At 36.8% G+C, this 14,860-nt stretch carries 11 protein-coding genes; 9 read left to right on the top strand and 2 right to left on the bottom strand.

What is annotated here, in order from left to right; all coding sequences use genetic code 11:
• Nucleotides 1–18 precede the first annotated feature (18 nt).
• Both GCWU000282_RS13255 and GCWU000282_RS13250 read left to right on the top strand, forming a co-directional pair.
• Nucleotides 19–1,359, top strand: a complete 1,341-nt coding sequence (locus GCWU000282_RS13255) for an ATP-binding protein (protein WP_023355665.1) — start codon at nucleotides 19–21, stop codon at nucleotides 1,357–1,359.
• On the top strand, nucleotides 1,337–2,818 hold the full coding sequence (locus GCWU000282_RS13250; protein WP_023355664.1) for a SpoIID/LytB domain-containing protein: 1,482 nt from the start codon (nucleotides 1,337–1,339) through the stop codon (nucleotides 2,816–2,818). Before GCWU000282_RS13255 ends, GCWU000282_RS13250 begins: the two co-directional genes overlap by 23 nt.
• Before the next feature lie 54 nt (nucleotides 2,819–2,872).
• Here GCWU000282_RS13250 and GCWU000282_RS13245 read toward each other — a convergent pair whose 3' ends face one another.
• A complete protein-coding gene (locus tag GCWU000282_RS13245) occupies nucleotides 2,873–4,177 on the bottom strand; it encodes a hemolysin family protein (protein WP_035041069.1) in 1,305 nt (434 codons plus the stop codon).
• 148 nt (nucleotides 4,178–4,325) lie between these two features.
• Between GCWU000282_RS13245 and GCWU000282_RS13240 the strand changes: the two genes are divergently transcribed.
• Genes GCWU000282_RS13240 through GCWU000282_RS13225 form a run of 4 tightly spaced genes read left to right on the top strand, consistent with a single transcriptional unit; the run spans nucleotide 4,326 to nucleotide 9,584 of the window.
• A complete protein-coding gene (locus tag GCWU000282_RS13240; RefSeq protein WP_035041067.1) occupies nucleotides 4,326–5,804 on the top strand; it encodes a UDP-N-acetylmuramoyl-L-alanyl-D-glutamate--2,6-diaminopimelate ligase in 1,479 nt (492 codons plus the stop codon).
• Nucleotides 5,805–5,813: 9 nt separating this feature from the next.
• Nucleotides 5,814–7,649: an asparagine synthase (glutamine-hydrolyzing) gene (gene asnB / locus GCWU000282_RS13235; protein WP_023355661.1), complete on the top strand. Its 1,836-nt coding sequence runs from the start codon at nucleotides 5,814–5,816 to the stop codon at nucleotides 7,647–7,649.
• A gap of 52 nt (nucleotides 7,650–7,701) precedes the next feature.
• Nucleotides 7,702–8,892, top strand: coding sequence for a carboxylate--amine ligase (locus GCWU000282_RS13230; RefSeq protein ID WP_023355660.1), 1,191 nt, complete (start codon nucleotides 7,702–7,704; stop codon nucleotides 8,890–8,892).
• Nucleotides 8,892–9,584 carry an aspartate/glutamate racemase family protein gene (locus GCWU000282_RS13225; RefSeq protein WP_023355659.1) on the top strand — a complete coding sequence of 231 codons (693 nt, stop codon included), beginning with the start codon at nucleotides 8,892–8,894 and terminating at the stop codon, nucleotides 9,582–9,584. The genes GCWU000282_RS13230 and GCWU000282_RS13225 overlap by 1 nt, the downstream gene beginning before the upstream one ends.
• 186 nt (nucleotides 9,585–9,770) lie before the next feature.
• On the opposite strand, the gene pheA is transcribed toward GCWU000282_RS13225, so the two are convergent.
• Nucleotides 9,771–10,901 (bottom strand): prephenate dehydratase, encoded by a 1,131-nt coding sequence (gene pheA, locus GCWU000282_RS13220; protein ID WP_023355658.1) that lies wholly within the window; start codon nucleotides 10,899–10,901, stop codon nucleotides 9,771–9,773.
• A 119-nt stretch (nucleotides 10,902–11,020) separates the two neighbouring features.
• Between pheA and GCWU000282_RS13215 the strand changes: the two genes are divergently transcribed.
• The 3 genes from GCWU000282_RS13215 to GCWU000282_RS13205 all read left to right on the top strand — a co-directional run bounded on the left by GCWU000282_RS13215 (nucleotide 11,021) and on the right by GCWU000282_RS13205 (nucleotide 14,638).
• Nucleotides 11,021–12,070 carry a DUF5050 domain-containing protein gene (locus GCWU000282_RS13215; protein ID WP_023355657.1) on the top strand — a complete coding sequence of 350 codons (1,050 nt, stop codon included), beginning with the start codon at nucleotides 11,021–11,023 and terminating at the stop codon, nucleotides 12,068–12,070.
• A 15-nt stretch (nucleotides 12,071–12,085) separates the two neighbouring features.
• Nucleotides 12,086–12,976: an endo alpha-1,4 polygalactosaminidase gene (locus GCWU000282_RS13210; RefSeq protein WP_051384201.1), complete on the top strand. Its 891-nt coding sequence runs from the start codon at nucleotides 12,086–12,088 to the stop codon at nucleotides 12,974–12,976.
• Nucleotides 12,977–13,114: 138 nt separating this feature from the next.
• The gene (locus GCWU000282_RS13205; protein WP_023355655.1) at nucleotides 13,115–14,638 is read left to right on the top strand and encodes a S1C family serine protease; all 1,524 of its coding nucleotides are present in this window, start codon (nucleotides 13,115–13,117) and stop codon (nucleotides 14,636–14,638) included.
• Nucleotides 14,639–14,860 lie beyond the last annotated feature (222 nt).

Below are 14,860 nucleotides of genomic sequence, written 5' to 3'. Positions count from 1 at the left end.
AATGAAGGAGAAACTTGGATGTCATTTGGCATTGAAAAGCTGATTGTTTACAGAAACTTTACTAATGATGAAATTCTTAAGACACTTTCTGAAATATTAAATAATTTTGAGCTTGCAAAAGATGAAAGAGCAAAAAGAGAACTTATAAGCCGTATTTATGAATGCATCAATAAACTGCTTGCTGTAAGCACTGAAAATGGTTTTGACAAGAATTTGTGGCAGAGTTATCTTACTTATCTGCTTGTTATGGACGAAAATCCTTTTGCACTTTCCTGTGAGAAAGAGGGAGACAGGGGAGGAAGCGTTGTAAATTTTGTACTGAATGACTTTGTTATTATAAAAGAGTTGTTACATTATGATTTTTCAAGCCTTGAAAGTGAGCTTGGAATAAACTGTTTCAGTATGATATCAAACTATAATGCGATAAAGAAGGAAGAGAATCGTATAAATAAGAATGTATCTGCCAAGGTAAAAGACTTATCCGAGTTAATAGATGCCGCCAAAGACGAGAATGAAATATATGAGAAGGTGACGGCTTTTTATAAAACTTTTGGTGTGGGAAAATTTGGGCTCAATAAATCTTTTAGGATATCCGAAAGAGACGGTAGAATTATCCCTATAACGAATACTGTTGAAATAAGTTTTGATGAGCTTGTGGGTTATGAACTGCAGAAAGAAAAGCTGATAGCCAACACAAGAGCCTTTGTTGAAGGAAAAAGAGCAAATAACTGTCTATTATACGGTGATGCAGGCACAGGCAAATCTTCCAGTGTAAAGGCTGTACTCAATAAATTTTATCCGGACGGGCTTAGGATGATAGAGATATATAAGCATCAGTTTATCTATCTTTCTGATATACTGTCGCAGATTAAAAACAGAAATTACAGGTTCATCATATACATGGATGACCTTTCGTTTGAAGAATTTGAAACAGAATACAAGTATCTTAAGGCTGTGATTGAAGGTGGGCTTGAGGTAAGACCTGAAAATGTATTGATTTATGCCACGTCAAACAGGAGACATCTTATAAAGGAACTTTGGAGTGACAGGGTGGACATGGAACATAATAAAGATGTTCATCGTTCAGACACAATGCAGGAGAAGCTCTCATTGGCGGATAGGTTTGGTATAACTATTGGTTATTTTGCGCCGAATCAGAATCAATATTTTGATATAGTATCAGGAATTGCGAAAGAACATCCTGAATTAGAACTTGGTGAAGAAGAACTTTATAATGAAGCCAGAAAGTGGGAGCTTAGGAATGGAGGGCGATCCGGAAGGGCGGCCAGACAGCTTGTTGATTATCTTTTGGGAATCAGTGAAATTGGTGATTTGAATGAAAAAAAGAATAATAGTTAAATTACTGATATTTATCTTTGTTTTTGAGGCTGTCTTTTATAAGGACAGCCAATTTTCAAATGCTGCCGTATCCGAAGGACAGAATATGGTGAGAGTCGGACTTACAAAGGAATATTTTAATAAGACTTCTGTTCGTTTGGATAATCAGGCTGTTAAAATAGGCTTTTCTAAAGAAAACACTTACTATCCGACAGACGTTCTGAGAGGAGATAAGGGGATAAGCATTTCCAGAGCCTATGGCAACTATAATGTATATGGAGGAAGTTTTCCGTCTTTTGCTAAGGCGGCCTCTGAAGCAGCAAGTCTTAGAGCCTCACAAAAATCTTTAACGGTAGTTCCCGCTCTGGTAGGACTTGACAGAAATAACAGAGGAGTCTGGAAGCTTTATGATGTTTACACAGCAGACACAGCAATAAAGACTAATGATGTATACTCCGTAACGTCTACAAATAAAAGCAGCAAATATTTGCTGGCAGTCACAACAGGTAGCAGCAAATTTCTTGTAGATGTGGCCGAGGCAGATGCCAATCCGCAGTTTGAGGCTGTGAACAAGGCGGAAGGAGTTTCGGTTGAGGGAGAAAACAGATACAGGGGAAGGATTGAAATCGGAACCTACGGGAAAAGCGGAGTAACACCTGTAAATGTAGTAAATCTCGAAGAATATATCAGGGGCTCTGTACCTATGGAAATGAGCCATAGCTGGCATGCTTCGGCACTTAAGGCTCAGGCTGTCTGTGCAAGAAGCTTTGGTGCGGCAGTATCAGGTTTTGGTTCAGACAGTGATATAAAAAAGGGGTATAAGCTTACAAACACAATTTCACATCAGTCTTATGAGGGTATGAAGGTAGAAACCAAAGAAACGGATAAGGCTGTAAAAGATACAGAAAATGAATTTGTAACCTATAAAAACAGAGTTGTGAAAACTACTTATTTTTCAACCTCAGGGGGATATACAGAAAGTTCTGAAAATGTATGGGGAGGTAAAAAGCCCTGGCTTAGAGCTGTGCCGGATCCATACGAAAATAAGCCTGAGAAAAAGCCTTGGACTGTGAGCTTTACCAAGTTTCAACTTTCAAGCCTGCTTGGAAGCTATGCCGTAAATCAGGGAAAAAGCCTTGGCAGTATAGAAGAATTAAGAGTAACAAGAAGGTCAAAGTCCGGAAGGGCACTTTCATTGTTGGTAAAGGGCAGTAATGGCAGGCTGATTCTTAGAAAACAGGAAATAAGGAAGGCATTTAACCTTTACAGTACCAAGATAAATGTATATGCTTCTTCGGATTTTGTAAGAAGTCTGAGCTCAGATAAAAAATCAAAGGTAAAAGGTGATTTTATATTTACCGGCAGCGGATACGGACATGGTGTAGGACTTAGCCAGTCCGGTGCAAGAGGTATGGCTGAAGCAGGATACGGCTATAAAAAAATAATCATGCACTACTTTACAGGTGTGGAAGTACATTAAAAAGACGTAAACAAAAAACTAGTAAATTTTGTTACGCTTTTTTACATTCATTTATTACATAGTTTCTCCAAAGTCAGATTCAGCATAATCAGAGCTGTCAGAAGTACTTGGAAGTTTTCTTACCTTTATCTTTTCTATTCTTCTATGATCTATAGATTCTATAAGGAAAGAAAGTGAACCATCTGTAATTGCATCACCCTTCTCAGGTAATCTTTCAAAAAGTTCAATCAGCTTACCGGCGATTGAATCATAATCATCTGATATATATTCGGTTCCGAAGAAGTCGTTGAAGTCATCAAGCCTTGTTGAACCGAGAACCATAAATTCATCCTGATCCAGCCGGACTATATCATCAACTTCATCAACATCGTACTCATCACGAATATCCCCAACTATTTCTTCAAGCAAATCCTCAAGCGTAATGAGACCTACAGCTGAACCATATTCGTCAAGTACTATACACATAGAAAGAGAAGACTTTCTCATTTCTATAAGCAGTTCGGATGTTTTCTTAAATTCATAAGTAAAATTAGCAGGGCGAAGGATGGAACCAAGCTTAAAATCTTTTTTATCACCCTTATAAAAAGCCACATCTTTTAGATAAACAATACCGATTATATTATCAACATTTTCCCGATATACAGGCAGCCTTGAGTATTTATCTTCTTCAAAAGCCAACAGAAGCTCATCATAGCTAATATCATCACTTATTGTATACATATCCACTCTTGGGACCATTACATCTTTCGCAAGAGAGTCACCAAAGTCTACCACATTGGTAATCATTTCTTTTTCTTCGTTTTCAATTATACCTTCTTCATGGCTTACCTCTACATAGGTTAAAAGCTCATTTTCGGTAATGCCTGAAGTGTTCTCCTCAGGATCTATGCCAAATATCTTAAGTATGCCGTTTGATATAATATTTAAAAGAAAAACAAGTGGTGTAAACACCTTCATCATAATGAGAAGGATTGGTGCATAAGCAAGTGCTAAGTTCTCTGAATACATAGAAGCAATCGTCTTGGGAAGCACCTCACCAAATACAAGAATGACAAGGGTGAGAATACCGGCACCTATACCTATGTACACATTGCCGAAAACTCTTGATACAAAGGCTGTTGCAAGAGCAGAGGCAGAGATATTCACAATATTGTTACCAATAAGCACTGTACTGATAAATTTTCTTGAGTCATCGGTTATTTTTGCTACAAGAGCAGCATTTTTAACATTTTCTTCTACCATAGAACGGATTTTAATCTTATTTACAGAGATTATTGCTGTCTCTGCCGATGAGAAAAATCCGGAAAGCAGAACTAGGATAAAAAGCACGATAATGTGTATCGCGTCACTGGGGTCCAAATCATCATCTCCTTAGTTTTATTTTTTTAATAAAGTGTATAAAAATACCCTTATATCATACATAAATAGAGGGTTTATGTCAAGGGTACTGGACAAATTAAAATAAATGATTTACACTATATCAGATAATGCTTTTAAGGAGTTTAATATGTTAGCAGGCGAACTATTATCATATATAAAAGTTAAAAAAATCTGCGGAGATATAGAGAAGATTGATATAAAATATATCTCTGAAGATAGCAGGAACATAAAGGAAGGTACTGCTTTTATCTGTATAGAAGGCAGCCGGGTTGACGGACATTTATTCGTAGAGGGTGCCAAAAAAAACGGCGCTGGGTTGTTTATTGCATCTAAGGATATAGCTGACAAAGCCGGTGACATACCTGTTGTTTATGTGAAAGACACGTTGAAGGTAATGGCACTTTTATCAAATGTGCTGTACGGTAAGCCTGATGAAAAACTGTTTATGGTTGGCATAACAGGAACTAACGGTAAAACTACCACAAGCTATCTGATTAATCATATATTTGAAACTATGAACCTTAAAACAGGTTTGATCGGAACCATTCACCATAAGATAGGAAAAAAAATAATTCCTACCAAGAATACAACACCTGTTTCAGCCACTTTGCAGGGACTTTTAGAGGAAATGGCGGCTGAGAAATGCGATGCCTGTGTGATGGAGGTTTCTTCTCATGCCCTGGCACTGGATAGGGTGATTGGTTGTGATTTTGACTGTGCGGTATTTACCAATCTGTCGCACGAGCATTTGGACTTACATAAGACCATGGGAAATTATGCCCATACTAAAGAGCTTTTGTTCACTCAGTTAGGCCATAATCTTAAAAACGGAAAGCTAAAAACCGCTGTACTAAATATAGATGATAAGTATTCTGAGGAATATAAGGCACATACACCGGCAGAAGTCATTACCTATGGTATAGATGATAAAACTGCTGATTTTTATGCTGACAAAATTTTTTTTGATGACTGGAAAATGAGATTTGATTTGCATTTTTTAGGAGACGTATACAAGGTAGAAACTAATCTGGTAGGTTTATTCAATGTATACAATGTGCTTGCTGCAATCTGTACGGCTTTTGCAAAGGGAATTGCTGTTAGGGATGCTATAGAAGCCCTGAAAAGTTTTTCGGGTGTCAGCGGAAGGATGGAAACAGTCCATACAGATAAAAACTATAAGATAATAATTGACTTTGCCCATACACCTGACGGTCTTATGAAGGTGCTTGAAACTTTAAATAAGGTGCCGCATAACAGGATAATAACCTTGATAGGACATAGCGGTGGCAACAGGGATTCCAGTATGCGCCCTGATCTAGGCAGGATTGCCCTTGAAAATTCGGATGAGGTTGTATTTACTGCGGATAATCCAAGAAATGAGTCGGTAGAACATATAGTAGAGGGTCTGGTTTCGGATTGCGCTAAGACTAATTATACTGTTATTGAAGATAGAAAAGAAGCCATAGAATATGCATTTGGAATTGCAGGTGAAAATGATATAGTTTTGCTTGCGGGTAAGGGAGCTGAGCCTTATCAGGTAATAGGTGATGAGTACCTGCCTTACAGTGAGATAGAAACTGTAAAAGAGATTCTTGGCAGGATTTAAGGAGAAAATATGTGCGGATTTGTAGGATTTTGCAGTAAGAATGTAAAAGATAAAAATGTAATAAAAGAGATGAATAATCAGATTGTTCATCGAGGACCTGACAGTGATGGTTATTATTTTGACAAAGATGTTAACTTCGGCTTTAGAAGGCTCAGTATAATTGACCTTAAAGAAGGCTCCCAGCCAATCTTAAATGAAGCGGAAGATGTGGCCATCATCTTCAACGGAGAGATTTATAATTATCAGGAAATAAGAGAAGAGCTGGTAGCTAAGGGCTACAAATTTAAGACACATACGGACACTGAAGTTATATTACATGGATATGAAGAATACGGTGAAGAAGGAATTTTGGCTAAGCTTCGCGGAATGTTTGCTTTTACAATCTGGGACAGCAAAAAAGAGAAGCTGTTCGGAGCAAGAGATCATTTTGGAATAAAGCCTTATTATTATGCTATGGTAGAGGGAGACTTTTTGTTCGGCTCAGAAGTTAAGGCTTTCTTAAAGTATCCGAAGTTTAATAAAGAAGTAAATGAAAAGGCATTGAAGCACTATCTGGTTTTTCAGTACAATCCTTTGGAGGAAACCTTTTTTAAGGGTGTAAAGAAGCTGAGACCGGGACATTATTATATATACGAAAACGGAAAAATGGAGATAAAAACCTATTACAATCTGACACTTGATTATCAGAAGATGACCTTTGACGAGGCTGTGGGCAAGATTGAAAAAGAGGTTGAGGAGTCGGTTAAATACCATAAAATAAGCGATGTGGAGGTAGGCTCTTTCCTTTCAGGCGGAGTTGATTCAAGCTATGTGGTTGCAACCGCACTTCCTGACAAGACCTTCTCTGTAGGTTTTGATAACAAAGGCTTTAATGAAACTATCTATGCAAAGGAGCTTTCAGACAGCCTTGGTATAAATAATTACTCAAAGCTCATTACCCCTGATGAATTTTTTGAAGGTATAAATAAGGTACAGTATTATTCAGATGAACCACATGCGAACCTTTCTTCTGTGCCGTTATATTTCTTATCAAAGCTTGCTTCCGAGCAGGTAAAGGTTGTGCTCTCGGGAGAAGGGGCGGACGAGCTGTTTGCGGGCTACAATGAATATGCGGATGCACTTCCGCAGAGAATATACAGAAAACTGCCATTTGGCTTAAGAAACAAATTATATAAAAAATACAAGGATAGAAAGCATTTCAGCGGAAAAACCATAATAATGAAATATGGTCAGAAGGTTGAGGACAGATATATAGGGCCTGCTGAAATAATGTCGGATGAACAGGCAAATTCGCTTGTAACTTCAAAGTATAAAAATACCGAGACTTCAAGGGATTTAACCAGGAAATACTATGACGAAGTTAAGGATATGGACGATACTTCAAAGAGACTTTACCTTGATATGAAGATGTGGATAGTTGAGGATATTTTGTTAAAGGCCGACAAGATGACTATGGCAAATTCTATAGAGCTCAGAGTTCCTCTTCTTGACAAGAAGATGTGGGAGCTTGCAAGGACTATTCCTGTAAAACATAAGGTACACAATGAGATAACAAAGTATGCCTTTAGAAAGGCTGCTAAGAACAAGCTTCCTGAGGACTGGGCAAAGCGCAGAAAGTTAGGTTTTGTGGTTCCGTTTGTTGTATGGATAAGGGAAGAAAAGTATTATAAAATTGTAAAAGAAATATTTAATAAAGGCTTTGTAAGTGAGTTTTTTGATAAAGAGAAGATAAATTCGCTTTTAGATGACCATTTTAACAATATAGCCAACAACGGTCGTAAGATTTATACCATTTATACCTTCTTAAAATGGTATGAGATTTACTTTGCCACACAGACGGCATAGGTTAAAAGGTTATATAAGGAATAAAACTGATTAGATTTAAGGGGAAAGCGTAATGAATAAGGCAGTGGTTTTAGGATGTAATTATTATATAGGACTTAGCATAATCAGATGTTTAGGACGGGAGGGTGTACATGTTGTTGCCTGCGACTATGATTTGAAAAATGCCTATGGTGCAAAGTCTAAGTTTATATCTGAATTTTTGACGATAGATAATCTGAATAAATTCGGTGAGGAAGCCTTTACAGGGCTTATTGAGTATGGAAAAAAACAGACAGAAAAGCCTGTGCTTCTTCCAACCCATGATAAATATGTTGAATTTATAGATAAATACTATGATGAGCTTGAAAAATATTATTTAATTAGCCAGGCTAAGGGACTTAATTCAAAGCTTCTAGACAAATGGACCTTACATGATATTGCGCTTGAAAACGGTGTGAAAATACCTGCAACAATCAGTGTTAATGATGAGAATTTAATAGAGAGGGTGAAAAATGAAGTAGGTTTCCCTTGTATAATCAAGCCTTTTGATACTGTAAAATTTACCAAGGTATTCAGAAACAAGGTATTCATTTGTAAGAACCTTGAAGAAATGGAAGCAGGCATAAAAAAGGCTAAAGATAATGACATAGAAATCTTTGTGCAGGAAATAGTACCCGGCTTTGATGACTGTATGCTTACTTACGATTATTATATTGCAAGAAACGGAAAGACCACCCACTATCTGACTGCACAGAAACAGCGTCAGTGGCCTATTAACTTCGGTGCTTCGGTATTTACAATTCAAAAATACAATCCTAAGCTTGTTGAGATTTCAAAACCTTTCCTTGAAAATATCGGTTACAGGGGCTTTGGAGAAATAGAATTTAAAAGGCATGAAAAGACAGGCGAGATTTACCTGATAGAAATAAATGCCAGAACCACGAACTTTAATAACATGATATACAAGTGCGGTATTAATATGCCTTACATTGCTTATCTTGACCTGACAGGAAATTTGAAAGAAAGTGACACTAAATTCTTAGACTATGACACAAAGTACGCATTTATTTACGGATTTGAAGACATAGTTGCAATCCTTAGATATAAAAAGACAGGACAGGTGGGCATCTTAAAGTCTTTAGGCATTTCATTTTCAAGAAAATGGGCTCCTGCAATCTTTGCTATGGATGACCTTGGACCTTGGTTTTTCTTTAACAAGCGTCTGCTTGGCAAAGCTTTCAGGAAAATATTTAGGAGGAAATAGTGTATAAATTAGGAGTTATCGGAGGTATGGGGCCTTTAGCTACAGTCAACTTTTATGAAAGAGTTGTACTGAATACAGAGGCTAAATGTGATAATGAGCATATTGATATGATAGTTTTAAATCATTCGACCATGCCTGACAGGACAAAATGCATTATTGAAAACAGAAAGACTGAATTTTTAGAGGCTATAAAGAAAGACTTTGCCATTCTTGAAAATATCGGAGTAGAGGCAGTTGCCATTCCCTGCAATACAAGCCATTATTTTTATGATGAATTTAGGAAGCTAACTGACTTAAAAATTATAAATATGATTGAGGAAACCATACTTGAAGTAAAGAAAAGCGGAGTAAAGAAAATCTCTATTTTCGGCACTCTCGGAACTCTTAATTCTAAGGTGTATGAGAGATATGCGAAGGAATACGGACTTGAAGTGAAAGAGGTTTCCGAGACGGATAAACAGGCTGTTATGGACATAATATATAACATAAAGGAAACCAATAATTTGGATAACAAGCAGTTTACGGATATTCTAAACAGGTATTGTGATGATGAAACTGTCGGAATTATTGCCTGTACCGAGCTTAGCCTCCTTGATATTCCTGAAGATATAAATACTGTTGATGCCTTGAATGTGCTTGTAAGAAGAAGTATTGAGTTAAGTGGGGCGAAGGTAAGATTTGTAAAAGATTGACAGATGGTATGGATAGGATATTAAAAATTGAGCTTATACCAAAGAGAGGTTTATAAAATTATTTTAAAGTTAAAAGGGAGCTGTCGTAATAAGTAAAAAAATACAACAAGATATAGTAAATTTGTCATCAAATTATCACTGTATTTTGTGTATCTCATTCTTAATGTGACAGCTCCTTTAATATACTTATTTTTTATCAGCCCCAACATAGTTACCAAGCAGGGTAAAGCTGTCTGCCTCAGCCTTAAGTCCGGTAATTGCATTTATGACACCTGCATCATTTATGTTGCCGTCAAAGTCTACGAAGAAGCGGTATTGCCAACGTCTTTTAGGGATTGGTCTGGACTCTATATTTGTCATATTGATATTGTTGTAGATAAAATTGGAAAGGATGCTGTAAAGCGAGCCTGTCTTATGGGGTATCTCAAAGCTTATGCTGATTTTATCGGCATTTTCAAGGTAGTTATCTCCCTTTCCTATTATTATAAAGCGAGTTGCATTAAGTGTATCATTTGCGATATTTTCAGCAAGAACCTCAAGCCCGTAAAACTCTGCGTTTGCCCTGCTTGCTATGGCAGCCTGTTCCGGTTTGCCATCATTTTTAACCTTAAGCGCGCTTTTGGATGTACTTCCATAGGCATAAGTATTCCAGTCAGGATATTTATTTAAGAAGTTTGAGCACTGAAGCAGTGGTTGTGGATGGCTGTAAACTTCACTTATGTTTTCTAAACTTGCCCCGGGTAAACCGAGAAGGGCATGGTCTATAGGCTCTATTGCTTCACCGAGGATATGCACTTTATATTCCATAAGCAAATCATATATGTCCGATATACTTCCGGTAGTAGAGTTCTCTATAGGAAGTACACCGTATTCTATGCTTCCGTTTCCGACGGCTTCACAAACCTTTTTAAAGCTGTCAAAAGCTCTTGCCTTTGTATCTTTTCCAAAAAAGTCCTTCATTGCTCTTTCGGTATAAGTGCCGCTCCCACCGAAAAAGCCGATGTTTTCAGATGAATATGAGGTGACAGCAGAAGAAGACTCGGACGCATCAGCTATTTTTCTGTACTGGTATTTACGGCTTATTGACATAATCTGGGAAAACAGCTCTCTTAGGGCGGTTTTGCCAAAGTCATCATCTCCGAAACCTTCTATAACCTCAAGCTTTTCTTTTTCCCTTACAGGATCATAAACAGGCTTGCCTGTGGCTATCTTATAGTTTGCTACATCATCTGCAAGCTTCATTCTCTCGTTAAACAGTGAGATAATCTGTCTATCTATTTCATCAATCTTGGTTCTGGTTACGCTTAAATCTACCATTGTTATCCTTTCAGAAATATCAACCTTTGTTTAAACTTTTATTAATAACATCTTTATTATATTGAAATAGATACAAAAGGCAAGTATAATTATTGATAGAATGTTACAGGAGGTTTTGGATGCAAAAGAGAAAACTTAATGCTTTGAAGGCTAACATTAGCGTAGGTTTGGTAGTGGTAGTTTTAATTTTAATTTTTGTTACTGCAAAATTTTCCGGCAGAGTAATACCGAATACAGAAGGAGCTGTTGGCAATTCAGCCTGTAATCTGTACAACGGAGGGCTTTTTTGTTCGGATGATGAGAAAATATATTTCAGTAATTTAAAAGACAGGGGAGCTCTTTACTCTATGTCAAAGGAGTTGACTGACTTTGAATATATGCAGGAAGATACTGCAGGTTATATAAATAATACTTCCAACTATATTGTTTATTCAAGACTTAATTATACCAGAAATGATACGGTAAAACGTGTGCTTCAGTTTTCTTACTCCGGTATATACAGGGTGGCAAAAAAAGGCAGTCATGCCATAGGCGGTATCTATGCCTATGATGTAGGTGCGGTTGGACTTATAGGCAATAAGGTGTACTATCAGAGGCATGAAAAAGATGGTAACATGAATCTCTACTGTTCAAGTCTGGATGGTAAAAACGAAGAACTTTTACTTGAAGAAAAGGTTGTACCGGGCACTCTTACAAGCAGTAAAATATACTATGGAGGGGCAGAAGGAGATCATTATATATATTCTTTTGATCCGGTAACCAAGCAGAAGGTTGTTATTTACAAGGGGAATTGTTATCAGCCGGCACTTATAGGAGGCAATATTTATTTTATTTCGCTTTCAAAGAATTATAACATAGCTAAAATAGATGAATATGGACAGAATCCGACAATTCTGGTTGAAGAAAAATGTTCGTTTTACAATGTAACTCCAAATGAACAGTATGTTGTATATCAGGTTGATGATGCTAAAAACAACCGGCTTGAAATGATGAATTTGTCCACTCTTGAAAAGACTGTTATAAAAACAGGAGATTACAATAGTATAAATATAATCGGTGACAGAGTATTCTTCAGAGAATTCGGTACTGATGAAGTGTATTATTTCTCGCTTTCTTCACCGGGTCAGGTAGAAAATTTTAATCCGCCCGATCTTTCCAAAGATAAATAATAGGAGGATATGTTTATGAAGGAAATGTATGATGAGAAAAAAGAAACGGAAGTAAAAAATCAGATCAAAAAGCTTAGACAAATTGCGCTTGCTATCTTCATTGTACCTATGGTTATATTTCTCGTAGTCTTTGTCTTTGTAATTAAATCTAAAGCAATGACTTATGATTATGATGAACGATATGGGGTATTTATAGGAATAGGCAGGAAGGATATCAAGAAGCTTAAAGACTATCAGACTGTGATTATTGATGCAGAGCATTTTACGAAAGCTGATATTACAAAACTTAAAAAGGCAGGAAAAACAGTTTACACTTATTTAAGTATAGGTTCTTTGGAAGACTATAGAAGTTACTATAAAGCCTATAAACATTTGGCGATTTCTAAATATGACGGCTGGGAAGGTGAAGAATGGGTAGATGTTTCGGCTAAGTCCTGGCAGAAGCTTATGTTAAAACGCGCAAAGGAGTTTAAGAAAAAAGGAGTGGACGGTTTCTTTCTGGATAATACAGATGTATATTATGAGTATAAAGAACCACGTATTTACAAGGGGCTTGTGAAGATTTTAACAGATATCAGAAAACTAAACACCAAGGTAATTATAAACGGTGGAGATGTATTTGTAAGTAAGTACTTAAAAGAAAATAAAGACTTAAAAAAAATAGCTGACGGAGTCAATCAGGAAGGAGTGTTTACAACACCGGTTGAAGATAAAAAGAAGGGTGAAGAAATAACCAAATATTATCTGACATACCTCAAAAAACTTTCTAAAAAAGGCATCCATATTTATCTGACTGAATATATTGTGGAGGATAATAAAGACGATGGGTTAGAGGATAAGATAGCGGATTATTGTGAAAAACGCGGCTGGGATTATTATATTTCTGATGATTTGGAACTTGATTAGAAATCACATTTAGTTCAAAAGTCCTTCACAAAGTCAACACAAATTAAAACTATTATAATGGCATAACAAATGAAGCAAATGCTTTATAGGTTATGCCATTACTAATATTTGAGATTGTGTAATTTAAGGAGGAAAATTATGGATAATTATAATGGATTCAATGAAAATGAAAACACTCAGGAAAATAATACCGGATATTATGGAAATTATCCTGTAAATGATGGAAATATGAATAATAACGGACAGGGTGATAACAACCATAAAAAGAGAAAGAAATCCAATCCGATGGCTTTAGTCCTTGTAGCGGCACTTCTTATCGGCGGATCTGCCGGCGGAGGAGTATATCTTGGAAATATGCTTTCAGCAAAGCAGGCGGCAGTTAATCAGACATTAGCTAAAACAGACACAGAAGAGAAGAAAGAAACCAAGAATACAGTTACTCTTGCAACCACCTCAGACAGCGGAACTGTGGCAGCTACAAACTCGGATGTGTCAGGAGTAGTTGAAAATGTAATGCCATCCATTGTTTCCATAAACAATGTGTATGATACTGTAACTACAAATGTTTTTGGCCAGTCATATAAGAACCAGAGCGGTGGCAGCGGTTCGGGTATAATAATCGGACAGAATGATAATGAGGTGCTTATAGTAAGTAACAACCATGTAACAAAGGCTGATAACGGTGCTCAGAATCAGAAAATTACCGTTACCTTTAACGATGAGACTACAGCTGAAGCAACTGTAAAAGGTGCTGATTCGGGAGCTGATTTATCTGTTCTTTCTGTTAAGATGTCGGATATAAAGAAAGAAACTCTTTCAAAGATTAAAGTGGCTACAGTGGGTGATTCATCTAAACTTAAAGTTGGACAGATGGTTATTGCCATAGGTAATGCTCTTGGCTATGGTCAGTCAACAACAGTTGGTTATGTAAGTGCACTTAACAGAGAAATAGCGGATGAAGACTTTACTATGAAGCTCATTCAGACAGATGCGGCTATCAACCCGGGTAACTCGGGCGGTGCTTTACTTAATGCAAAGGGTGAGGTTATTGGAATCAACTCTGTAAAATATGCTGATGAGAAGGTAGAGGGAATGGGATTTTCTATACCTATCTCAACAGCTCTCCCTATAATCAATGACCTTATGAACAGAGAAGAAATTGCTGAAAATGAGCAGTCTTATCTCGGAATTATGGGTAAGGATGTAACCAAGAATTATAACCAGATTTACGGTATTCCGGTAGGTGTATATATAACAGATACAACCAAGAACAGCCCTGCGGATAAGGCCGGTCTTAAGATGGGTAATGTAATTACGGGCTTCAACGGAACTACTATCAAGACCATGGCTGAACTTCAGTCAAAGCTTGCTTCTGTTAAGGCAGGAACAGTAGTTAAACTTACTATAATGCAGTATGATAACGGTCAGTATGTAGAAAAAGAGGTTCAGGTAACCTTAGGCAACAGGTCTGAAATTAAGGACAGTAATGCAAAGTCGGAAAACTCATCTGAGTTTGGCAATAAAAATAATGATAGTAATGGTAATAGCGGGAATAACGGTAATAACGGAAACAGTGAAGACGGAAATTATTATGAAATGCCATTTGGAGGTTCAAATGACAATCAGGGAGAAGATCCGTTTAACTTCTTCTTCAATCACTAATATGCCCTATCTGCCCGATTTGGGATAAGGTAAATAAAAAAATAGTTGTGTAAGCAAAGATCTCACATACAGAAGCTTCAATGACTCCGTATGTGAGATTTTTATTTAATAGTATATACTATGTTGTATTTAGTTTTCGTAATATTCAAATAATTCATAAAATTGAAATTAATTGTCGAACTTATATAAAATAGTAAAAACATATTGACGTAGGGAATTTAT

This window comes from Catonella morbi ATCC 51271, assembly GCF_000160035.2.
Classification (GTDB): Bacteria; Bacillota; Clostridia; order Lachnospirales; family Lachnospiraceae; genus Catonella; species Catonella morbi.
The sequence above is the reverse complement of the archived record's forward strand: the minus strand, read 5'-3'. Positions and strand labels throughout refer to the sequence as shown.